The organism is Pelagibius sp. CAU 1746 (assembly GCF_039839785.1).
Classification (GTDB): Bacteria; Pseudomonadota; Alphaproteobacteria; order Kiloniellales; family Kiloniellaceae; genus Pelagibius.
This window is the reverse complement of the sequence record NZ_JBDOQT010000001.1, coordinates 3,094,508-3,115,063: the sequence shown is the minus strand read 5'-3', so window position 1 is coordinate 3,115,063 and position 20,556 is coordinate 3,094,508. Positions and strand designations below refer to the sequence as shown.

Below are 20,556 nucleotides of genomic sequence, written 5' to 3'. Positions count from 1 at the left end.
CGAGGAGCCCTGTCCGGCTCTCGCCGCGGGCGCCGTGGGCCGTCCCTCACTGCGGAAATGGTGTCCTGAGCCCCGTTCCGCGGCAGCTGCTGCAGTCCGCGCTCCCGCTGCGTCCCGATCCGCTGCACGGCAGGCAGCATGGGCAGGTTTCGTCGAGCCCGTACTTGATGACCTTCACCAGGAAGGATCCCGGCACGAGGTAGTCGCCGCATATCTCCGACAGGAGATCGAAAGTCTCGCTTGCGAAGTCCATGAGGTCAGGCAGGTGTTCACGCAGGTAGTCGAGCGCTTGGTCGGCAGCCCAGGCCTTCTCGCCTTCGATGTGGCTCAGCGCATCGAGGCGCTCGCCGATCCAGGCCTTGCGCCGGCAGTAATCGATGCGCCGGCAGAAATCTTCTCCGCCCCCGGGCGCATAGCGGCGCACCAGGCGTGCGGCGAAGGATCCGGGCAGGCTTAGCACCCCCCGTTTGAAGTCCCGCCATCGCTCCAGCGCGCCGCGCCGCTGCGCCTCCGTTCCGGGCTCTTCCGGGCCGCTGTCGTGCAGAATGCGCCCTTGTTGGTCTTCCGGAAGCTCCGCGAGATCGCGCGCGATCTTGCGGTCGAGCGCGGCTTCATTCAGCAGCAGCAGTTGCGCCAGTTGACTCCGCCCGAGGTCCTTCCCCCAACCTTCCTCGAAGATATCGGTCATCGCTTTCCCCCGTTCCTCTTTTCCGCCATCGACGGCAGATGCGCGCCGGCGAACCCTAGGCGTCGAAGCTATCAAGGGTCGTAAGTTATATGAAGCTGTATCGCTAAGAGCGCATTTCGGACAACATCGGGTCTTATCCGGCCGGCCGGAAATTGGGGTGCCGCATTGCGCCGAGTGCACTCATTACGATATCTTTTGGCGCAATCAATATCCAAGAGTTGATAAAACGGGATCGTCGATGCGGGGGTTTTTCTTAGTTATTTCATTGTTTTCGGTGCTGGTCTTGTCGGGTTTGGCGGAGGCTGGACGCCTTTCCGCGCCCGGTCCGAACCCGAGTTGGAGTCGAATGCAGAAGTTCGAGTGGTACCTGGGCTACATGGCGCGGGCCGCGAGGACTTGCGGCAACTTCAATGCGGCCGACAAGCTGCACGCCCTCGCCCGCATGACGCCTTACGGCGGGGCGGGCCTTAACACGGTTACGGGAGACGGCTTCGCCGGTCCGGTCTGCGGAGGCATCAACCGGGAAGCCGGCGAGATGGCGGCCGATGCAGAGCGGATCCGCGCCTATATCGAGGATACCTACGACTGCAAGGGTGAAGGCTGCCACGGTCAGGACTTGAGCGACTGGCAGTTCCACGCTTGCGGCAACTCCTTGAAGAGCCACTTCGCGATCCTCGGATTGGACGACGACGATATTCGCGCCGTCACCATGCTCGACCCGAAGAAGACGGGATCCGATGCCGACTTCCAGGCGCGGGTCCAGTTCCATTCCTGTCAGGGTTCGCTCTACATCGATTTGACCAAGCACTGCGTCATGGAGAACAAGCAAACGCGCGGCGACTGCTCGTTCGACGGTATCGAACGCTACTGATAAAAAGCGTTTGAATTCAATTTAATCGGAGAGCTTTTTTACTTCAAACGCGAAGTGCCGGGCGTGGCTGTCGCCGACGTAGACGTCGATGGAGTGCGGCCCGACGGGATCTCCTTCCGCTATGCACCAGCGGCTCGATATCCAGCCGTCCTTGTCCGGCGCCGCGAACTCCTCGGTGGTTGCGGTGGTGCGGTCGGCAGAGTAGCGATGCGGGCTGTAGCTGTCGTTCTCACCGGTCCAGAAGTCAGGTGCGGACGGCAGCTTGAGAACCTCGCGGTACCGGACCAGCGCCGGCGCGCCGGCCAGGCGCAACCGCCAGCCGAAGCAGGCACGGTCGGGCAGATAGGGGACGATATCGGCCTGGACGCTGCGCAGATTGCCCTCGCCGTCGGAAACCGACACCAGGAACTCCGCCTCCGTTACCTCGGCGCTTAGCGCCGACGACGGGCCCGCCAGCCAGGCGCAAGCGGCCATGGCCAGCGCCGCCGGGCAGGCCCGGCTGAAAAGCCGGAGCCGTCCGGCGCAGATACCCGCGTTCATGTCCTGCCTCCCTGAACCGCCAATCCACGGCCGCCCCCAAGCCCGCAGTATAGCCCGCAGTATAGCCCGCCGGCGCCCCGCGCCCTAGATCCGGACGCGTCCCGCTTTTTTCGCGTTTTCTCTCGTGAACCTTTTTCACGGCGCCTGCGACTACCGGGTGAAGAACGACATTTAGCCGCACCAAATATTTGATTCATTGGAGAAAATTTATGAACACCTCCCTCAAGCGCAGCATTGCCGGTTTCGCCGCGGCCAGCGCCCTCTCCGTCACTCTCGCCGCCCTCGCCGGCGGTGCTGCGGCCCAGGTGCAGCAGCGTGGCCCCGACACTCTCACGCCGGGCCTGCCCGACATCACCACCTCGGGCGGCTATATCGGCAACAAGAAGTGGACCGATGGCGGCGTCGTGGTGCTGGACGACATGGGCCCGGTCATCGCGACTCAGGTCGGTCCGAAGAAGGATATGTGCCGCTTCGTGCAGATGGACTATCAGCCGGGCAACAAGGGTCTGACGGACGCCGGCGCCTCGGTGGCCAAGGTCTATCGTGGCAACACCCTGGTGAACACCGACAACTTCGCCGCCGGATACCTGGCGGCAGGCCAGTGGCGGCCCTTCGAGACTTGGCAGATGGACCTGGCGGAAGGCACGAACACCGTGCGCCTGGTCATGGACGTGAACAAGCAGGTGGCCGAGAGCAACGAGAGCAACACCTTCGGCTCGCGCATCAACGTGAAGCTGGATTGCGACGGCGACGGCTTCATCGCCGGCAAGCCGGTCGGCGGCAACCTCAAGGTCAAGCCGGTTCAGCCCGATCCGGATCCGAAACCGCGCAAGCTGCGCCTGCAGCCGCGCGGGTAAGCGGCAGTTCTCCTCCCTGCCCGCTTGATCCAAGCCTCCGCCGGCGGCCTCGAATGGCCGCCGGCGGTTTCTTGTCTCGAACCGGGATCAGGACGCCAGGTTGCGGGAAAGCGCCGCCACCAGCCCCGGCAGCTCGGCAAAGTCGCTGAACGCGGCGTGGTGGGCGATCTGTGTCACCGGAGACTTTCGGTAACCCTCGGTGTAGAGCACGAAGGGCACGCCGGCCGCAGCGGCGGTGGCGGCGTCGACCTCGCTGTCGCCGACGTAGATGATCGCGCCGGGGGCGGCCTGCAACCGGCCGGCGGTGTGGCGCAGCGGCGCCGGGTCGGGCTTGCGCGTGGCCAGTGTATCGCCGCCGGTCAGGGTCGCGATGAAGCCGGCGATGCCCAGGATTTCCACCATCTTGCGGGCCGGAGCCTCGGGCTTGTTGGTGCAGATCCCCAGGCGGTGCCCGGCGGTGGCCAAGGTCTCCAGCGCCCCGGCAACCCCCGGATAGAGCTTCGACCGGTCCGCCGGTGCGGCTCCATAGATCTCGATGAAGCGCGGCAGGGCGGTGTGCAGGGTTTCGGCGTCGGACGCCTCGCCCACGGCGCGCAGCACGCGCTCCAGCAGCACCGGCACGCCGTTGCCCACGAAGCCGGTGATCGTCGCCAGGTCCAGCGGTGCGTGGCCGCGCTCGGTCAGGAAGACCGACACGGCGGCGTGGATGTCCGGGATGCTGTCAACCAGCGTGCCGTCCAGATCGAAGACGATGGCGTAGGGTCCGGTGCCGGACAGCACCGGTGAAGACGAAACTAGGGACATGTGCCTAATCAATCAAATGCGATGAACCGGGTAACCATGTGGCGCGACTGACGGGGTAACGCAACACCCTCCGAGATTTATCGGAGTTGGCCAGAAGGATCAAACCCATGCGCAAGAGCCCTGTCACGACGATCGCCCTCGCGGCTTTTGCCGCAACCACCATCAGCAGCGCCATCGGCCTCGGCTGTGTCGCCCAGGAACGCAACGATCATTCGCACCGCCTGCCCGCCCAGGTGAGGCAAACCCAGGCCGAGCCCCTGCTGCTGAAGCCCGTGAAGCCGTCGCGCCCGACCCGCGAGCACAGCCTGGAGCGCCGGCGCGGCGCCGAGCCCGCCAAGACGATCGCCAGCGGTCCCGCCAAGGGCGGCCCCGATACTCCGGGCCAGTTGGCGAACCTGGTGGTCATCCCCTACTACAACAACTCCGTCGGCCTGCCCGAAGGTTTTCCCGAGCACAGCTATTGCGTCAAGAAGCCGACCGGGGGCACGCCGAACCAGATCAAGTTCTGGGTCCGCAATGCCGGCGGCAGCGACAGCGGCAGCTTCCAGTGGACGCCCAGCTTCCCGACCGCCGGCGCGGCCCCCGCGCAGATCATCGCCAACGTGCCGGCCAACGGTCAGGTTCTGGTGACGCAGAATCTTCCGATGAACTGCTACAACGGCAATTTCTCGGCGCTCTGCCAGTTCTCGATCCATCTCGACGATCACGATGAAGTCGAGGAATGGAGCGAGGCCAACACCTATGACAGCTATTGCGTCAGTCCGGCCGGCTGAGGCAACGATAAGCGACCGGCAAAGCAGCGGCGGTCCCTTGGGGCCGCCGCTTCGCCCTGCCCCGTCTCAAAAGGCCATCCGCGGCAGCACGTCGTTGTCGATACGCAGGACCTGCTTGTCCTTCACCGCGTTCACGCCGAGGCTGCTCCGGTCGTTCTCGATACGCGACAGGCAACCGATCACCAGGCGGCGATCCCCTTCATCGGTGCGGAGCGGCAGGCGGACGATCTCCACCCGCAGGTAGCTGCGGTCGCTATAGTTCAGACCTTCGATGGAGCGCACGCAGACCCCTTGGGTCAGGACTTGGTCGAATATGCCGCTGACGGTCTGCAGGTCTTCGCCGTGCAGCAGTTCATCGAGGAAATGGTTGGTGTTTTCGAAACCCATGACCTCGCGGATGCCGGTGCCCGAGAGGCGAAAGAAGAAGCGCCCGGTATCCCTGATCTTCTCGACGATGAAGATATGCGGCAGCAGGGTGGGAACCGCGGCAGGATCGAAATTGCTGCGCCGGGGTACGCCCCCGCCGTGCGCCGCGAGACTCTGCCAATAGGCATAGAAGTCGCGGGAAACGCGGCTGAAAAAGAAATCGTCCCTGGCCGGTTCGGCGAGCACTCAGTTTTCCCCCATGTCTTCATCCATACCGCAGAAACTCTTTGCTTTTTGTTAACTGCTCGGGCGGGCGCGGCAGGGCTGCTTACGGGGCTTTTCCCGAAGGCGTTCTAGGCTACTCTTCGGTCATGGCCGAAAACGATTCCCCCTGCCGAAAGCCGGCTTCCTCCCGCCCCATCGATCGCCTGCTTGCCGTCATGGCGCGGCTGCGCGACCCGGAGGGCGGCTGCCCCTGGGACCTGGAGCAGAACTTCGCAACCATCGCCCCCTACACCATCGAGGAGGCCTACGAGGTTGCCGACGCCATCGAGCAGAACGACATGGCGGCCCTGCGGGACGAACTGGGCGACCTGCTGCTGCAGGTGGTTTTTCATGCCCGCATGGCCGAGGAGGCCGGGCACTTCGCCTTCGACGACGTGGCCGAGGCGATCAGCGACAAGATGGTCAGCCGCCATCCCCACGTCTTCGGCGACCACGACGCCGACACGCCCGACGACGTGAAGATCACCTGGGAAGCCCAGAAAGAGGCCGAGCGGCGGGCCAAGGCGGCCCGGGAGAACGGTGGCAAGGGCGGCGCCTTGAGCGCCCTGGACGGGGTGACCGCCGCCCTGCCGGCTCTGCTGCGCGCTGAAAAGCTGCAGAAGCGCGCCGCGCGGGTGCGCTTCGACTGGCCCGAGGTCGGCCAGGTCTTCGACAAGCTGCAAGAGGAAGTCGGCGAAATCCGCGAGGAAATCGCCGCCGGTGGCGATCCAGACCGCCTGGAGGACGAGGTCGGCGACCTGCTGTTCGTGGCGGTGAACCTCGCCCGACACCTGAAGGTCGATCCCGAGTCTGCCCTGCGCCGGACCAACGCCAAGTTCGAGCGCCGCTTCCGCACCATGGAGGCCGAGCTGATCGGGCGCGGCGAGAAAGCCGAGGACCAGAGCCTCGACGCCCTGGAAGAGCTGTGGCAGGCCGCCAAGCGGGCCGAGCGCCGCGACTGATCCGCCGGGGGGCCTGCCACTTGGCCTAAGTGCCGTTGCTGGCCGGTGGTTTTCCCGCCGCCGCGCGGAGGTCCCCCCTGTTCCGGAAATCTCAGTCGTTGGCCAGCAGGTGCATGAGGCTGGAGGTGTCCCAACGCTTGCCGCCGCGGGCCTGAACCTGGGCGTAGAGCTGGTCGACCAGCGCCGTGACGGGCAGGCGCGCACCGTTGTTCTGCGCCTCGGCCAGGCAGATCCCCAGATCCTTGCGCATCCAGTCCACGGCGAAACCGAAATCGAACTCGCCCTTGCACATGGTGGCGGCGCGGTTGTCCATCTGCCAGGACTGGGCGGCGCCCTTGCCGATGACGTCGATGACCTTGTCCATGTCGAGGCCGGCCTTGAGGCCGAAGTTCATGCCTTCGGAAAGCCCCTGCAACAAACCGGCGATGCAGATCTGGTTGACCATCTTGGTGAGCTGACCGGCGCCGGCCGGCCCCATCAGCGTGACCGCACGGGCGAAGGCGTCGATCACCGGCTGCGCCCGTTCGAAGGCGGCCGCCTCGCCGCCGCACATGACGGTGAGCTGACCGTTCTCCGCCCCCGCCTGGCCGCCGGAGACCGGGGCGTCGATGAAGGCGATGCCCTGCTCCTGCCCGGCGGCGGCCAGTTCGCGGGCCACTTCCGCCGATGCGGTGGTGTTGTCGACCAGGATGCTGCCGGAGGCCATGCCCGCGAAAGCGCCCTCCGGGCCAAGGATGACGCTGCGCAGGTCGTCGTCGTTGCCGACGCAGGAGAAGACGATCTCCGCCCCTTCGGCCGCCTGGCGCGGCGTCGCGGCCGCGGCGCCGCCGTGTTTGGCCGCCCAGGCCTCCGCCTTGGCGGCGGTGCGGTTGTAAACGGTCACGTCATGGCCGGCCGCGGCCAGGTGTCCGGCCATGGGGAAGCCCATGACGCCAAGCCCGAGGAAGGCAACCTTGGTCATCTCGATCGATCTCGCCTGCTTGCTGGTTTCGAGGGACGCCGGCCGCGGCAGTTGCCGCCGCGCCGGTGAAGTGCGGGCGGAGCCTACTTGAGAGCGGCAAAGGCCTGCAAGCGGCACGACCGAAGGCCCGCCGCCCGCCCGCGGCTTCGTCCATGGGCAAGTGGTATGACCACTTATGCAGCCTTGGTATACCAGACTTGCAAAAATTATAGTGCAATGCAGCATTCTTCGCTTGGCGTGGTATACCACAGATTCTATATATTATTCAGCTAGTTCATTGAGCGTATATCTACGCAGTCAGATTGAGAGAAGAAGCATGTTTGCGACCGCAACAAAGCCGTCTCCGTTCCGGGTCATCGAGGATCTCGGTCAGTGGATCGCCCGTATTACCACTGTTCTGGCGGACGCCATGAACGCTTACCACGTCTACTCCCGGCTTTCCGGCCTCTCCGCCAGCCAGCTCGCGGCCCGCGGCATGACCCGCGAGGACATCTCCCGGGCCACTTTGGAAGCACTCGACGGCCGCCGCTTCTGATCCTCTGACGGGACGAATCGGGAGGCTCGGGAGCGGAAAGCGCCGCGCCCCCTTTGTATGTTCTGCTGGGTATGTCCTGCGGCGCGGGCCGGTCCCGCGCCGTTTGCTTTTGCCCCTGCTTGATTCTCGCGCCGCCTATGCAACCATGCGTCCTTGCCGACTGTTGGGGGTGTTGGGATGTTCAAGCTGGCTATGGTGCCGGGAAAAGGGCGTGGGTTGTTGGCCGAGCGGCCGATTGCCGCCGGCAGTTGCCTGGAGCGCGCGCCCGCCGTGCGTCTCGGGGCCGGAGACCGGGCCCTTCTCGACCAAACCGCCTTCTTCGCCTACTACTTCGCCGAGCCCCGGCATTTCGGCTCTCGGAGCGCGCACGACGCCCTGGTGGTCTTCGGCCGGCTCACATTCTGCAACCATTCAGAGAGTCCCAATGCCGTCGTGCACTGGGAAGAGGATCGGGACGGCCTCTGGGCAGTCCTGGAGGCAATCGCCGATATTGCCATCGGAGAGGAAATAACCTTGTTCTATACCAATATATCGGAGTATTCAGCGTCCGATCTATTTATTTGAAAGCATATATTACAGGTATTTTTCTAAAAGACCCTGCAGTTTCTCGAAGGCGTCCGCCTATCAGTTTGCTTTCAATGCAGATTTGCTTTTTGGAAAGGAAACTTAAACGACCGCCTGCTTGAATAGCGGGTCTCGTGGAGTGGATTGCGCCTGTGTGTTTTTCGGCGCTTGGGGTTCAACTTATGGTGTTATCGTCAGCACAAGCCGCTGCGGTCGCCGACGACAGTCAGCGGGGCGCTGCTGCTAGCGTCAGGGCGGCGGACGGCAAGCGGGTCGGCAGGGGCGCCGGGTTCACCGGCACCTATCGCCTGCTCGTGCGTGGCAAGAACATCAACGGCAACACTCTGTTGGCCACTGATTATCTCAACCATTTCAATGAGATCATCATGCTTTTGGAGATGGTTCCTTCGATGCCGGAGTGCTTCGAGGATGCCCTCGAATGGCAGCCCAAGAGCTATGCGGACCACTTCCGGGACAGCTGCTTTTCCGATGCCGAGCTGGCGATCCTGGCCTATGAAAATGCGCCGCGGAACTATCGGCAGGCGTTCGACGCCACCATCGATCAGATGGACCGTCTGGTGCTGGAGGCCCTGCCCCGGATCAAGAAGCTGGTGGAAGCGGGCGAGGACGGTCCGCTTCAGCTTGGGATCGACGGCGTAACGCGCAAGCTGGAAAGCTTCGTCGATGTCGCGTCCTCGATCATCAACGGGAATATGGACACCCTCGATCAGGCCCAGATCGACAAGGTCATGAACGGCTGACCAGCCGGGCGCGTGGCCCTTCCCTCTCCCGCTATTCCCGCTTCTGCATCGATCCCGCAACCAGCCGGCTGAGCGCCTGCAGGCCCGGTCCGATGCGTTCCGGCTCGATGGAGGAAAAGCCGAGGCGCATGAAGTTGCGCGGCGGTTTCTTCGAGAGGAAGTGGGCCGAACCGGGTTCGATAACGATGCCTTCCTGAAGCGCTTCGCGCGCCAGGATGTCGGTGTCCAGGCTCTTTGGCCCCTCCAGCCAAAAGCTGGTGCCGCCGCAGGACGGCCGCCGTGCGAAGTTCGGCAGGTAGCGCTCCAGGGCGTCGCCCATGATCTCCCAGCGGGTGCGGAAGTCGCGCTGCAGGCGGTGGACCAGGGCGTCGTAGTGGCCGCCGGCGATGAACAGCGCCAGGGTGCGCTGGTTGTTGGTCGCCGGGTGACGCAGCATCAGGCGGCGCAGCATGCGCGCCTCGTGGATGAACTCTTCGGCGCCGACCATGTAGCCCATGCGCAGGCCCGGCCCCAGGTACTTGGAGAAGCTGCCGATGTAGATCACCCGCCCGCTGCGGTCCATCGCCTTCAGGGCTGTGGTCGGGGCGTGCAGGAAGTTGGACTCCGACTCGTAGTCGTCTTCGATGATGAGGAAGTCCTGACGCTGAGCCCGCTCCATCAGCGCCATGCGGCGCTCGAGGGGCAGCGTCACCGTGGTGGGCGATTGGTGGCTGGGCGTCACATAGGCACAGCTACAGCCGTCGAGGCGCCGGTCGACCACCATGCCGTCCTCGTCCACCGGGATCGGCCGCAGTTCGGTGCCGTTGATCGCGAAGATGTTGCGGGTGTCGACATAGCCGGGGTTCTCCACCGCCACCACCTTGCCTTGCCCGGCCAGCAGTTCGGCGATCAGGAACAGGGCGTTTTGGGCCCCCAGGGTGACGAGGATCTCCTGCGGCTGGGCCTTGATCCCCCGGCGCGGCAGGACGCGGGTTCGGATCTCCTCGATAAGGCGCGGATCGTCGTCGTTGAAATTGTCCTCGGTCCAGCTCTGGATCGCCTCGACGCCAAGGGCCTGACGCGAACACATGCGCCAGGTCGACACCGGGAAGAGCTTGGGGTCGGGCTGGCCGTAGATGAAGGGATAGGGATAGCGGCGCCAGTTGCGCGGCTTGTTGACGTGCTGTTGCTCGGAAGGGCGCAACCGCAGCCGGTTGAACCAGTCGACGTCCGCGCTGCGTTCGGTTTCCGGGAAGCTGACCTGGGCGTCGATCTGCTGGAACACCATGTCGGTGTTGACGAAGTAGCCGATGCGTTCGCGCGAGATCAGCAGGCCCTCATCGGCCAGGGCCTGGTAGGCCAGGACCACGGTGTTGCGCGATACCCCCAGGGAGTGGGCCAGGCGCCGGCAGGAGGGCAAGGGGTCGCTGCCCGACAGACGGCCGTCGAGAATCGCGTCGATGAGCTGGCGGCGTAGCTGTGCCTGAAGTCCCAGGTCGCCGTCGTGGCGGACCGGAAAAATAAAGTCGCGCAAAATTTACCCGCGCCCCGCGCGGCCTCCATTGCCGGGCGCCGGGCCCGGAGGTGCAGTGGAAGGCGGTAGATTAGGAGGCCCTCGGGTCCGCCTCAAGCCCAGCCTGCATAAATCGTCAGGGTTGCTTGATGCCTTTAGCGATCTCCCAAAAGTGGTAGGCTGCGGGCAGCCCCTCCTCCTCGCACCAGGCGCGATGGCCGCCCAGGCCGCGGTTGCTCCATTCGCGGTCGGCCTCGACCCAGCCGCGGATTCTCAGGCGCCGGGCGGCTTCGGCGTCCAGGCCGGCGCGCGCCGTTAGGGCCGCGAGCTCTTTTCGGAAGCCCGCTTCGACCGCGGGTGTCAGGGTGCCGCAGTAGCTGGTCACCGCGTAGTCGTACACGGCGCGGGTCAGGTCGCGTCCGGAGGCGGCGGCATCGTTCGACGGGACGATCGACGCCGCCGCGGCTGCGAAGACGGCGGCACGGCAAGTTGCGGATCCCCATTCGTACACAGCTGGCCCCATCTACTGTCTGGAGTTGGCCTTGACTTGCTTTCTCGGCGACTGCCAGAGTTAAACCCAGGGTCAAACACCCGGATAACAAGACAGTTGACCGGTAGGGCGGTGATCACCGTAACCGCAAGACTGTCACAAAAACCAGTCGCTGGAACACTACATTTCCACGTCAACGCATTGGGGAGAACTCGCGTGAAAAGGACCGGAAAGCCAACCAACAGCGAGAAGACGCACCGCGCCGTGCGGGACTTCTCGCGCCGCACGCTGCTGAAGCAGGCGGCGGCCGGCGGCGCCATCGTCGCCGTCGCACCCGCGATCGTGAGCCGGGAGACGCTTGCCTCCTCGGGTGAACTGATCGTCATGAATTGGTCCGACTATCTGCCGAAGTCCTTCCTGGAAGGCTTCGAGAAGAAGACGGGCATCAAGATCAAGCACACGCCTTACGGCTCCAACGAAGAGCTGTTGAACAAGATGCGCGCCACCAAGGGCCGCGGTTTCGATCTGGTCGGTCCGACCGTCGACCGTGCCGGCGAGTGGAAGCCGCTGGGCCTGCTGCAGCCCTTCGACATGAACCGTATCGATACCTCCAAGGTCGTTCCGGGCCTGCTCAAGGGCTCGACCGATGGCTGGACCTGGGACGGCGGCAACCACCACCTGCCCTACCACTGGGGCACCGAGGCCCTGGCTTGGCGCACCGACAAGTGGAAGCAGGACTATGCGAACCTGTCTTACGGCGATCTCTGGCTGCCGGAGTTGAAGGGCAAGGTCATGGGCCGCCCGCATTCCATGATGCTGGGCATCGGCCTCTATCTCGATTCTTCCGGCAAGGTCCCGTCCAACCGCATGCTCGACGCTTACAAGGACGAGGCGACCATGCGGAAGATCTGGGACGAGATCACCAAGTTCGCCGTGGAGCACAAGCCCTGGCTGAAGCAGTTCTGGAACGACGCCGACGCTCAGATCAACGGCTTCATGCAGAACGACGTGGTTTTGGGCCAGACCTGGGACGGTCCGCCGCTGCGCCTGAAGAAGGAAGGCAAGCCGGTGACCTACATGGCGCCGCAGGAAGGCGCCCTCACCTGGCTCGACGGTCTCGCCATGCCCATCGGCGCAAAGAACATCGACGAGATCTACGAGTACATCAACTACGTCTACGATGCCGAGGTGAACGGCCTGATCGCCAACGAAACCGGCTACAATCCGGTGGCCATCGGCGCCGAGAACTACCTCTCGCCCGAGAGCAAGAAGGCCTTCAGCGAAGCCTATCCCGACGACGCCCTCGACCGTCTGTGGTGGTGGCCGCCGTCGGAGCCCTGGTACACCGAGATCCGTGCCGAGTACCGCGATAAGTTCGTTGCGGCCTGATCTTCGGAACGGGTAACGAGTGCAGTGGTTACGGGTCCCGGTCTCCCGACCGGGACCCGATTCCCGTAGAGGGAAAAACGGGGTTACAGCGTCCGGCGAAGAGACGCGATTTTGAGGCAGCTACCCTGCAGTCAGCGGCAGGGAACGATACAGGGGGGACGGGCTGGTATGAGCGCGGATGTCGAGCTCGATCACATGACGATTCGCTTCGGCGAATTCACGGCGGTCAAAGACGCAAATCTGAAAATCGAAGACGGAGAGTTCTTCAGTTTCCTCGGCCCTTCGGGCTGCGGCAAGACGACGATCCTGCGCGCCATCTCCGGCTTCCTGGAGCCGACCGAGGGCGAGGTGCGGATCGGCGGCAGGAACATGAAAGGCATCGGCCCGAACAAGCGCCCGACGGCGTTGATCTTCCAGAACCTGGCGCTGTTCCCGCTGATGACGGTGGCCGACAACATTGCCTTCGGCTTGGAGGTGCGCGGCGTCAGCAAGTCCGAGCGCCGCAAGCGGGCCGACGAGCTGCTGGATCTCATCGCCCTCGGTGATCAGGGAAACAAGAAGGTCAGCGAGCTGTCCGGCGGCCAGAAGCAGCGCGTGGCCATCGCCCGCGCCCTGGCGGTGGAACCCAACGTGTTGCTGCTCGACGAGCCGCTTTCGGCCTTGGACCTGAAGCTGCGCCAGCACATGCGCACGGAGCTGCGCGCCATCCAGCAGCGCGTCGGCATCACCTTCATCTACATCACCCACGACCAGGGCGAGGCACTGACCATGTCGGACCGCATCGCCGTCATGAGCCAGGGCATCATCCAGCAGGTCGGCACCGGCACCGAGGTCTACGAGAATTCCCAGACCGCTTTCGTCGCCTCTTTCGTCGGTGAGAACAATCCCTTCCACGGCCAGGTGGTCGGCACCGAGGGCGGCGACGCCCTGATCGACACCAGCTTTGGGCGCCTGCGCGGCCGCAACCTGCGCGGCCTTCGGACCGGTCAACCGGCGATGCTCTTCGTGCGTCCCGAGTCCATGTCCTTCGCCAACGGCGACGCCGAAAACGTCATCGAGAGCCAGGTGCTGCACAGCGAATTCGAAGGGTCTTTCTTCTCGGTTTTCCTGCGCGGCGAAGGGCCTAAGGACATCGTCATGTCGATGACCAACTCCGGCGATCTGCCGCAATACCGGGAAGGCCAATCGGCCCGAGTTGCCTTCAAGGCCGAACGGGCCTTGGTGCTGCCGGTGGGGGAAGTGGCCGATGAATAGAGCTCTCCTCTACACCGCTTCCCTCTGTTTTGCGCCGGGAGGCTGACGGCTGATGAGTGGTTTCTTTCAGCGCAACGGCGCGGCGATTTCGACCTACCTGCTGCTGGCGGTTTTCTTCTGGGTGGTCATGATGATCGTCCTGCCGCAGGCTTATATGCTGAACTTCTCTTTCCGCCACGATCTGTTGCCAAACCAGATTGGCGGGCCGAACGACGTCTACACGCTCAGCAACTACGAATACCTGCTGTTCGGCCGGCCGGGCGACGAGGAACTGTTCAACTACCTGCACTTGACGGTCTTCCTGCGCACCATCATCGCCTCGATCTTCGTCACGCTGCTGGACTTCGCGCTCTGCTATCCGATCGCCTACTACATCGCCCAGGTTGCCAAGGGCGGCTATGCACGCTCCATGATCCTGCTGTTGATCCTGCCCTTCTGGGTGAACGAGATTCTGCGGGCCTTCGCCTTCCGAATCCTCTTCGGCACGTCGGGCGTCATTAATGCCTTTCTGCAGACCATGGGAATTCTGGACGAGCCTATCGACTTCCTGCGCGCCGACGTCGCGCTCTACGCGGGTCTGTCCTACGCTTATATCCTCCTCATGGTCTTCCCGCTCTACAACGCCATCGAGAGCCTGGACCATAACCAGGTGGAGGCTGCGCGCGACCTGGGCTCGCCGTGGTGGCGCATCCACTGGCGGGTGGTCATGCCGCACGCCAAGCCGGGCATCGCCTCGGGCTGCACCCTGGTCTTCATGCTTTCGGCAGGTGCCCTGGCAGCGCCGCAGATCCTCGGCGGGCCATCGAGCCTGTGGTTCACGCAGATCATCTACCAGTGGTTCAACACCGGCGGCAACTGGGCCCAGGGTTCGGCCTATGCCATCGTGCTGTTGCTCGCTTGCCTTGTCTTCGTGCTGACGGTGATGAAGGTCTTCAAGGTCAGCCTTGGGGAGATCGCGCGATGAGCTCCCAGGGCCTCCAGAAGTTGATGGTCTCCTTCTATATCCTGCTATTTTTCCTGTTCCTCTTCGCGCCGCTCTTCATGATGGGCGCGGCGGCCTTCAACGACGTGGAGTTCCCGCAGGTTATTCCCTGGGAGGGCTTCACCCTGCGCTGGTTCCCGGCGCTGTTCGACGACGACCTGATGATCGAGGGTTTCGTGAACTCGATCTGGATCGGCATCGGCGTCATGGCGCTCTCGGTGCCCATCGGCTTGGCCGCCGCCATCGTGATGACACAGGTGCACAAGAAGCTGCAGACGGTCTACTACACCGTGGTGGTTTCGCCGGTGCTGATGCCCGGCGTCATCCTCGGCATCTCGACCCTGGTGTTCTGGGACAAGCTCGGTACCTTCATGGAAGCCGAGTACGAGAGCTTCTATTACAGCGGCATGTTCCTGACCATCATCGGCCAGTCGACCTTCATTTCCGCCTACACCATGCTGATTTTTCTGGCGCGCCTGCAGCGCTTCGACCGCACCCAGGAGGAAGCGGCCCTCGACCTCGGCGCTACCCACGTCCAGGTCTTCTGGAAGGTACTGATCCCCTTCCTGCGGCCGGCCATCTTCTCGGCCATGGGTCTGGCCTTCCTGACCTCCTTCGAGAACTACAACACCACGGTCTTCACCATCCAGGCCGAGAGCACCCTGACCACCGTTCTGGCCGGCAAGGTGCGCATGGGCACCCAGCCGGACCTGGCCGCCCTGGCCGTGCTGATTATCGCCGTGACCCTGGTCGGCGCCGTGGCCATCGAGATTGCGCAGCGCCGCGAGCAGCGAAAGGAATGGGCGGCCAAGGCCGCCGCTGCCAAGGCCGAGCGGGCGGCGGAAGTCGGCGGATAGAGGCTTTTGGCGTCAATCCTTGCCGCCGCCGCCGCCATCGCGGGTGGAAGAGCCGCGGGGCGGTTCCGGTGGCGGTATCTCGGTCAGGAGAAAGGTTTCCCGCGTCTCGTTCCACTCCACCTTGATCGGCTTGCCGGGCGCGTGCCGCAAGGTCTGGCTATAGGTCACTCTGTCGACGTTGCGCACTTCGATGTTGATCACGCCATCCAGCTTGTCCAGGTCGAAACGGGCGGTACGTTCGTCACCGGGCCGCAGCTTCGGCGCTTCCATCAGCACTTCGCCTTTGCCGTTGGTCACGACGTAGTCGCCGCGCGGCAGGTTGGAGTAGCTGGCCGCGTCGAGCCGTAGGTCCGGCGGATCGATGGTGTCGATTGCGGAGCAGGCCGTGACGACGCCGGTGAGCATCAGGACCGCCAGAAGAGACCTGGCGGGCAAAGTCCTCTCGATCATTCCAGTGATCCCCCTCCCGAGAATGATCGCGGAAGTTTAGCTGCCCGGGTCTATTACGACCATCCCTCAAAAGATGAAATCCGGCACGCTTGTGTGTAAGGCTGCCGGCAAGCGGCCGGCCAGCGGGCCCTCAGCGTGGGACCTGCAGCTTGCCGCTGACGCCATGCTTGTCGATCAGTTCCGCCACCAGGCCGACGGCCTTGGCATCGGCCGTAAAGGCGTCGAGGAAGGCCTTGAGGGCGGCGTTGCGCGGCTTGGTGCCGATGGCTTGGCCGACCGTGGAGAAGTTGCCGTCCAGAACGCGGGAGCCCGGCAGGCTCGCGGCGTTGTCCAGCAGGGCGGGCTTCAGGCCCGCCAGGGCGTCGAGGTTTTCGTCAACGAAGAGTTCGAAGGCGCCGCCCAGGCCCTCGGCGCGGCACAGCTCCGCGTGCTTCAGGCTGCGGCTGAGGTAGAGGTCGTAGGCCGCCCGGTTGGCGACGGCGATGCGCAGGCCCGGACGGTCGACGTCCTCGATGGCCTTAATCGGCGAGTCCGGCGGCACCAGGTAGCCGCCCTCGATCTCCACGTAGGGCTCGCAGAAGGCGATGCTTTCGGCACGTTTGGGTTCCACGGCGATGAGGCCGATGTCCCACTCGTCGTGCTCCAGTGCGTCGGCCAGTTCGCCGGGCATCGGATAGGTCCGGTAAGCGACCTCAACGCCCAGACGCCGCGCCGCCTCCGCGGCCAGGTCCGGCGCGACGCCCTGCGGCTCTCCGGCCGGCCCCTTGCCGGTCACCAGCAGGATGTTGCCCAGATTGATGCCGACGCGCAGCTTTGTCGGCTCGCTTAGTTCAGCCCGTGCCGCATCGAGATTGTCCATACCTCGTCGTTCTCCAAGCAGTCTTTGTCGCCGGCAACGATGCGCGATCATACCGCTGAAATCAACGCCCGCGCTCTAATGCGGAACGGCCCGCGCGAGAAGCGCGGGCCGTCCTTACCAACTCTGCCGTCAAGGCTCAGTGCTTGGTGAGAACGCCGCGCAGCTTGGTGAAGATCTCGTCCAGGTGGTTCTCCTCGCAAACCAGCGGCGGCGAAACCAGCACGCAGTCGCCCGTCAGCTTCACCATGCAACCGGCATCATAGAGCTCCTGCATCACTTCCAGGCCGCGGACGCCCGGGCTGCCCTTCGTCGCCAGGTCGACGCCGCCGATCATGCCATAGCCGCGGATGTCGGTGACCACCGGGAGGTCCTTCAGCGAGTAGAGCGCCTCCAGGAACTTCGGGCTCATCTTTGCCGCGCGCTCCACCAGCTTCTCCTCCTCGAAGATGTTGCGGGTGGCGATGGCCGCGGCGGAGGCCACGGGGCAGCCGGAATAGGTATATCCGTGGAACAACTCGATCGCGTTCTCCGGCGCCGCGTCCATCAGGGTCTGATGGACTTTGTCGTTGACCGCGACGGCGCCCATGGGCACCACGCCGTTGGTCAGGGCCTTGGCCATGGTGACCATGTCCGGCATGACCTCGAAGCTGTCGGCGCCGAACTGCTTACCGGTGCGCCCGAAACCGCAAATCACTTCGTCGAAGATCAGCAGGATGCCGTGCTGGTCGCAGATCTCACGCAGCCGCTGCAGGTAGCCCTTGGGCGGTACCAGCACGCCGGTCGAACCGGCGATTGGCTCGACGATGCAGCAGGCGATGGAGTCCGCGCCGTGCAGCTCGACGAAGCGCTGCAGGTCGTCGGCGAGCTCCGCGCCGGTTTCCGGCTGGCCGACGACGAAGTTGTGCTCCGGCAACTGGGTGTGGCGCAGGTGGCAGGCGCCGGGCAGCCCCAGACCGAAGGCTTTCTTGTTGTTGATCATACCGGCGACGGTCAGGCCGCCGAAGTTGACGCCGTGGTAGGCGCGCTCACGCCCCACCAGGCGCAGGCGCTGCCCCTCGCCCTTGGCCTTGTGATAGGCCAGCGCGATCTTCAGCGCCGTTTCCACCGCTTCGGAGCCGGAGTTGGAGAAGAAGATATGGTCCAGGTCGCCCGGAGTTACCGCCGCGATGCGCCGGGCCACCTCGAAGGACGCCGGATGGCCGAACTGGAATGGCGGCACGTAGTCCATCTTGGTCAGCGCTTCGTTCACCGCTTCCGCGATCTCGCGGCGGCCGTGGCCGGCGGCGACGCAGAACAGACCGGCGGACCCGTCGATCACCTTGTTGCCGTGGTCGGTGGTGAAGTACATGCCCTCGGCGCCGGTCAGAATGCGCGGGTTGGCCTTGAAATGGCGGTTGGCCGTAAAGGGCATCCAGTGCTGTTCGAGCGAATTCGGAATCGGCGGAATGAAGTTCATCGGCCTGGCTTTCCTAGGTTTTTCGGGTTGTTAGGGCACCTCATCGCGCAGTCTAGCGCCCCCGGGAAAGGGGCAGCTAGACCCAATTAGCGGCGATTCGTGAGGCCAGCGGAGGGCCTTCCGGCCCCCTTTCCCGCCTTACAGCCCCAGGGCCTCTTCGGCCGCCACGTAGTCCATGCCATGGGCTTCGGCCACCGCCTTGTAGGTAACCTTGCCGCCGGCCACGTTGAGCCCTTCCTTCAGGTGCGGGTCGTCGGCCAGGGCCCTGCGGTAGCCCTTGTTGGCCAGCGCCAGGGTGAAGGGCAGCGTGGCGTTGTTGAGGGCGAAGGTCGAGGTGCGGGCAACCGCCCCCGGCATGTTGGTGACGCAGTAGTGGACCGCGCCTTCCTCGATGTAGGTGGGATCCGAGTGGGTGGTGCCGCGCGAGGTCTCGAAGCAGCCGCCCTGGTCGATGGCGATGTCCACCAAGGCCGAGCCGGGGCGCATCTGGCGCACCATCTCGCGGGTCACCAGCTTGGGCGCCGCGGCGCCCGGCACCAGTACGGCGCCGATCACCAGGTCGGCGCCGACGACATGGCGTTCGATGGCGTCGACGGTCGAATAGATGGTGTTCAGCATGGGGCCGAACTGCAGGTCCAGTTCGTAGAGGCGTTCCAGCGACCGGTCGATCACCGTGACATGGGCCTCCATGCCCATGGCCATGCGCGCCGCGTTGGTGCCGGACACACCGCCGCCGATGATCACCACCCGCGCGGCGGCGACGCCCGGCACGCCGCCCAGCAGCATCCCGGAGCCGCCCTGCTCCTTCTCCAGGCAGTGGGCGCCGACTTGCACGGACATGCGTCCGGCGACCTCGCTCATGGGCGCCAGCAAAGGCAGGCCGCCGCGGGCGTTGGTCACGGTCTCGTAGGCCACGGCGATGCAGCCGGAATCGATCAGGCCCTGGGTCTGCTCCAGATCCGGAGCCAGATGCAGGTAAGTGAAGAGCAGTTGGCCTTCGCGCAGGCGGGCATATTCGGCCGGCTGCGGCTCCTTCACCTTGACGATCATCTCAGCCTTGGTGAAGACGCTTTCCGCGTCTGCCGCGATCTCGGCGCCCGCGGCCTGGTAATCCGCGTCGGTGAAGCCGATCCCCGCGCCGGCCCCGGTCTCGACCATTACCTTGTGGCCGTGGTGAACCAGTTCGCGCACCGAGGATGGCACCAGGCCAACCCGGTATTCGTGGTTCTTCACTTCCTTTGGCACGCCCACGAGCATCTGACTTGTCCTCTCTGTCTTTGCGGCCTGGTATTCCATCGGCCTTGTCATTGACTAAGCATAGGCGCCGGAAACGGAGATCGACCGCCCGGCGCTCAGCGGCACCCTAGGCGGTTCAATGGTCTACTTCCAGAGCCAGTTTTTCTCAGGGGGTGAGGCCAGCGGATGCCACCTTCGGCAGGCTTCAATCGTCCAGCAGTGTCCCGTAGAGGGCGTCCCAGCTTGCCCGGTCAGGCGCCATGAGCAGGCCCAGGTCGCGGTAGCGGCCAGCGGTATAGGGCGTGCCGTCGAAGCAGAGGGCGGTGCCGCCGGCCTCCTGGTGCAGCAGCGTGCCGGGGACGTGGTCCCAGGGCATCAGGCGGGTGAAGAGCGAGAAGTGGGTCTCTCCGGCGGCCAGGCGCAGGTACTCCGCCCCGGCGCAGCGCAACGACTTCACGGCCTTCACCCGGTCGCGGCGCTGATCGACCCGCCGGGCCAGTTCCTTGGGCGCGTAGCTGGAGGCGTGGAGGCTGCCGGTCATGCGCGCCGGCGTATCCGGCGCGGCGACCCGCAGGCGGCGTCCGCCCATCCAGGCGCCGCTGCCGCGCTCGGCGACCCCGAAGCGGCCGCTGACCGGCTCCAGGATCCAGGCGGCCTCACTCTCGTCTCCCTGGACGAGCGCGACCATGATGGCGAAGGCCTCGCGGCCGTGCGCGAAGTTGCGGGTACCGTCGATGGGATCGATGATCCACACCGGGGCGTCGGCCGTGACCTGTTTCATCAGCGTGGGGTCGGCGTGGACCGCCTCCTCCCCCACCACCAGGGAGCCCGGCAGCAGGTCCTTGAGGCGGGACGTGAGCAGGTTCTCCACCGCCACGTCGACCACCGTGACCAGCTCGCCGGCGGCTTTCTCCTCGATCTCGTGTGCGGCGAGGGCCTGAAAGCGCGGCAGCACGTCCGCCGCGGCGATTTCCTCGATGACGGCGGAAACTTTTGCGATATCGATCAAGAGGGCTCCGGAGCGGCGAATCGTAGGGCGGGACCTGGAAGATAGCTTGCCGGCCGGCCCAATGAAATGTGCAAGCGGGAAAGAAAAAGGGCCGCGGCGAAACCGCGGCCCTTGATCTTTTCGCCTGGATGGCGGG

The 20,556-nt window shown here is 64.8% G+C and carries 23 protein-coding genes; 11 read left to right on the top strand and 12 right to left on the bottom strand.

All coding sequences use genetic code 11. From position 1 onward, the window contains the following. Nucleotides 1-46: 46 nt before the first annotated feature. Nucleotides 47-688: a hypothetical protein gene (locus tag AAFN88_RS14865; protein ID WP_347521143.1), complete on the bottom strand. Its 642-nt coding sequence runs from the start codon at nt 686-688 to the stop codon at nt 47-49. Nucleotides 689-1,034: 346 nt separating this feature from the next. Here AAFN88_RS14865 and AAFN88_RS14860 point away from each other — a divergent pair, with 346 nt between their 5' ends. Continuing rightward, on the top strand, nt 1,035-1,559 hold the full coding sequence (locus tag AAFN88_RS14860) for a hypothetical protein (RefSeq protein ID WP_347521142.1): 525 nt from the start codon (nt 1,035-1,037) through the stop codon (nt 1,557-1,559). Nucleotides 1,560-1,580: 21 nt separating this feature from the next. On the opposite strand, the gene AAFN88_RS14855 is transcribed toward AAFN88_RS14860, so the two are convergent. Continuing rightward, entirely contained in the window at nt 1,581-2,099 is a 519-nt protein-coding gene (locus AAFN88_RS14855) for a hypothetical protein (RefSeq protein ID WP_347521141.1), read from the bottom strand. A gap of 209 nt (nt 2,100-2,308) precedes the next feature. Between AAFN88_RS14855 and AAFN88_RS14850 the strand changes: the two genes are divergently transcribed. Beyond that, the gene (locus AAFN88_RS14850) at nt 2,309-2,956 is read left to right on the top strand and encodes a CARDB domain-containing protein (protein WP_347521140.1); all 648 of its coding nucleotides are present in this window, start codon (nt 2,309-2,311) and stop codon (nt 2,954-2,956) included. Between the two features lie 87 nt (nt 2,957-3,043). Here AAFN88_RS14850 and gph read toward each other — a convergent pair whose 3' ends face one another. Further along, a complete protein-coding gene (gph, locus tag AAFN88_RS14845) occupies nt 3,044-3,760 on the bottom strand; it encodes a phosphoglycolate phosphatase (RefSeq protein ID WP_347521138.1) in 717 nt (238 codons plus the stop codon). Between the two features lie 107 nt (nt 3,761-3,867). On the opposite strand from gph, the gene AAFN88_RS14840 reads away from it, so the two are divergent. Next, nucleotides 3,868-4,533: a hypothetical protein gene (locus AAFN88_RS14840; protein WP_347521136.1), complete on the top strand. Its 666-nt coding sequence runs from the start codon at nt 3,868-3,870 to the stop codon at nt 4,531-4,533. A gap of 66 nt (nt 4,534-4,599) precedes the next feature. On the opposite strand, the gene AAFN88_RS14835 is transcribed toward AAFN88_RS14840, so the two are convergent. Next, on the bottom strand, nt 4,600-5,145 hold the full coding sequence (locus AAFN88_RS14835; protein ID WP_347521135.1) for a PAS domain-containing protein: 546 nt from the start codon (nt 5,143-5,145) through the stop codon (nt 4,600-4,602). Between the two features lie 125 nt (nt 5,146-5,270). Between AAFN88_RS14835 and mazG the strand changes: the two genes are divergently transcribed. Beyond that, a complete protein-coding gene (mazG, locus tag AAFN88_RS14830) occupies nt 5,271-6,125 on the top strand; it encodes a nucleoside triphosphate pyrophosphohydrolase (protein WP_347521134.1) in 855 nt (284 codons plus the stop codon). A gap of 91 nt (nt 6,126-6,216) precedes the next feature. Here mazG and AAFN88_RS14825 read toward each other — a convergent pair whose 3' ends face one another. Further along, nucleotides 6,217-7,311, bottom strand: coding sequence for an NAD(P)-dependent oxidoreductase (locus tag AAFN88_RS14825; RefSeq protein WP_347521683.1), 1,095 nt, complete (start codon nt 7,309-7,311; stop codon nt 6,217-6,219). A gap of 91 nt (nt 7,312-7,402) precedes the next feature. Between AAFN88_RS14825 and AAFN88_RS14820 the strand changes: the two genes are divergently transcribed. From AAFN88_RS14820 to AAFN88_RS14810, 3 genes are all read left to right on the top strand, one after another. Next, nucleotides 7,403-7,621 carry a hypothetical protein gene (locus AAFN88_RS14820; protein WP_347521133.1) on the top strand — a complete coding sequence of 73 codons (219 nt, stop codon included), beginning with the start codon at nt 7,403-7,405 and terminating at the stop codon, nt 7,619-7,621. Between the two features lie 177 nt (nt 7,622-7,798). Further along, on the top strand, nt 7,799-8,185 hold the full coding sequence (locus tag AAFN88_RS14815; protein WP_347521132.1) for an SET domain-containing protein-lysine N-methyltransferase: 387 nt from the start codon (nt 7,799-7,801) through the stop codon (nt 8,183-8,185). 134 nt (nt 8,186-8,319) lie between these two features. Continuing rightward, on the top strand, nt 8,320-8,946 hold the full coding sequence (locus AAFN88_RS14810; RefSeq protein WP_347521131.1) for a hypothetical protein: 627 nt from the start codon (nt 8,320-8,322) through the stop codon (nt 8,944-8,946). Between the two features lie 31 nt (nt 8,947-8,977). Here the strand turns inward: AAFN88_RS14810 and AAFN88_RS14805 are convergent, their stop codons facing one another. Both AAFN88_RS14805 and AAFN88_RS14800 read right to left on the bottom strand, forming a co-directional pair. Further along, nucleotides 8,978-10,459 (bottom strand): PLP-dependent aminotransferase family protein, encoded by a 1,482-nt coding sequence (locus AAFN88_RS14805; RefSeq protein ID WP_347521130.1) that lies wholly within the window; start codon nt 10,457-10,459, stop codon nt 8,978-8,980. Between the two features lie 115 nt (nt 10,460-10,574). Further along, nucleotides 10,575-10,949, bottom strand: a complete 375-nt coding sequence (locus tag AAFN88_RS14800) for a hypothetical protein (protein ID WP_347521129.1) — start codon at nt 10,947-10,949, stop codon at nt 10,575-10,577. Between the two features lie 195 nt (nt 10,950-11,144). On the opposite strand from AAFN88_RS14800, the gene AAFN88_RS14795 reads away from it, so the two are divergent. The 4 genes from AAFN88_RS14795 to AAFN88_RS14780 all read left to right on the top strand — a co-directional run bounded on the left by AAFN88_RS14795 (nt 11,145) and on the right by AAFN88_RS14780 (nt 15,410). Next, on the top strand, nt 11,145-12,317 hold the full coding sequence (locus AAFN88_RS14795) for an extracellular solute-binding protein (protein WP_347521128.1): 1,173 nt from the start codon (nt 11,145-11,147) through the stop codon (nt 12,315-12,317). A 168-nt stretch (nt 12,318-12,485) separates the two neighbouring features. Next, entirely contained in the window at nt 12,486-13,571 is a 1,086-nt protein-coding gene (locus AAFN88_RS14790; protein WP_347521127.1) for an ABC transporter ATP-binding protein, read from the top strand. 52 nt (nt 13,572-13,623) lie between these two features. Then, nucleotides 13,624-14,535, top strand: coding sequence for an ABC transporter permease (locus AAFN88_RS14785; protein WP_347521126.1), 912 nt, complete (start codon nt 13,624-13,626; stop codon nt 14,533-14,535). Further along, complete coding sequence (locus tag AAFN88_RS14780) at nt 14,532-15,410, top strand: ABC transporter permease subunit (protein ID WP_347521125.1); 879 nt, start codon at nt 14,532-14,534, stop codon at nt 15,408-15,410. The genes AAFN88_RS14785 and AAFN88_RS14780 overlap by 4 nt, the downstream gene beginning before the upstream one ends. A gap of 12 nt (nt 15,411-15,422) precedes the next feature. On the opposite strand, the gene AAFN88_RS14775 is transcribed toward AAFN88_RS14780, so the two are convergent. The 5 genes from AAFN88_RS14775 to AAFN88_RS14755 form a co-directional block, all read right to left on the bottom strand. Beyond that, on the bottom strand, nt 15,423-15,860 hold the full coding sequence (locus AAFN88_RS14775; RefSeq protein WP_347521124.1) for a hypothetical protein: 438 nt from the start codon (nt 15,858-15,860) through the stop codon (nt 15,423-15,425). 130 nt (nt 15,861-15,990) lie between these two features. Continuing rightward, entirely contained in the window at nt 15,991-16,719 is a 729-nt protein-coding gene (locus AAFN88_RS14770) for a transporter substrate-binding domain-containing protein (RefSeq protein WP_347521123.1), read from the bottom strand. A gap of 136 nt (nt 16,720-16,855) precedes the next feature. Continuing rightward, nucleotides 16,856-18,175: an aspartate aminotransferase family protein gene (locus AAFN88_RS14765; RefSeq protein ID WP_347521122.1), complete on the bottom strand. Its 1,320-nt coding sequence runs from the start codon at nt 18,173-18,175 to the stop codon at nt 16,856-16,858. A 138-nt stretch (nt 18,176-18,313) separates the two neighbouring features. Continuing rightward, nucleotides 18,314-19,432 (bottom strand): alanine dehydrogenase, encoded by a 1,119-nt coding sequence (ald, locus tag AAFN88_RS14760; protein WP_347521121.1) that lies wholly within the window; start codon nt 19,430-19,432, stop codon nt 18,314-18,316. A gap of 184 nt (nt 19,433-19,616) precedes the next feature. Beyond that, the gene (locus AAFN88_RS14755) at nt 19,617-20,420 is read right to left on the bottom strand and encodes an inositol monophosphatase (protein WP_347521120.1); all 804 of its coding nucleotides are present in this window, start codon (nt 20,418-20,420) and stop codon (nt 19,617-19,619) included. Nucleotides 20,421-20,556 lie beyond the last annotated feature (136 nt).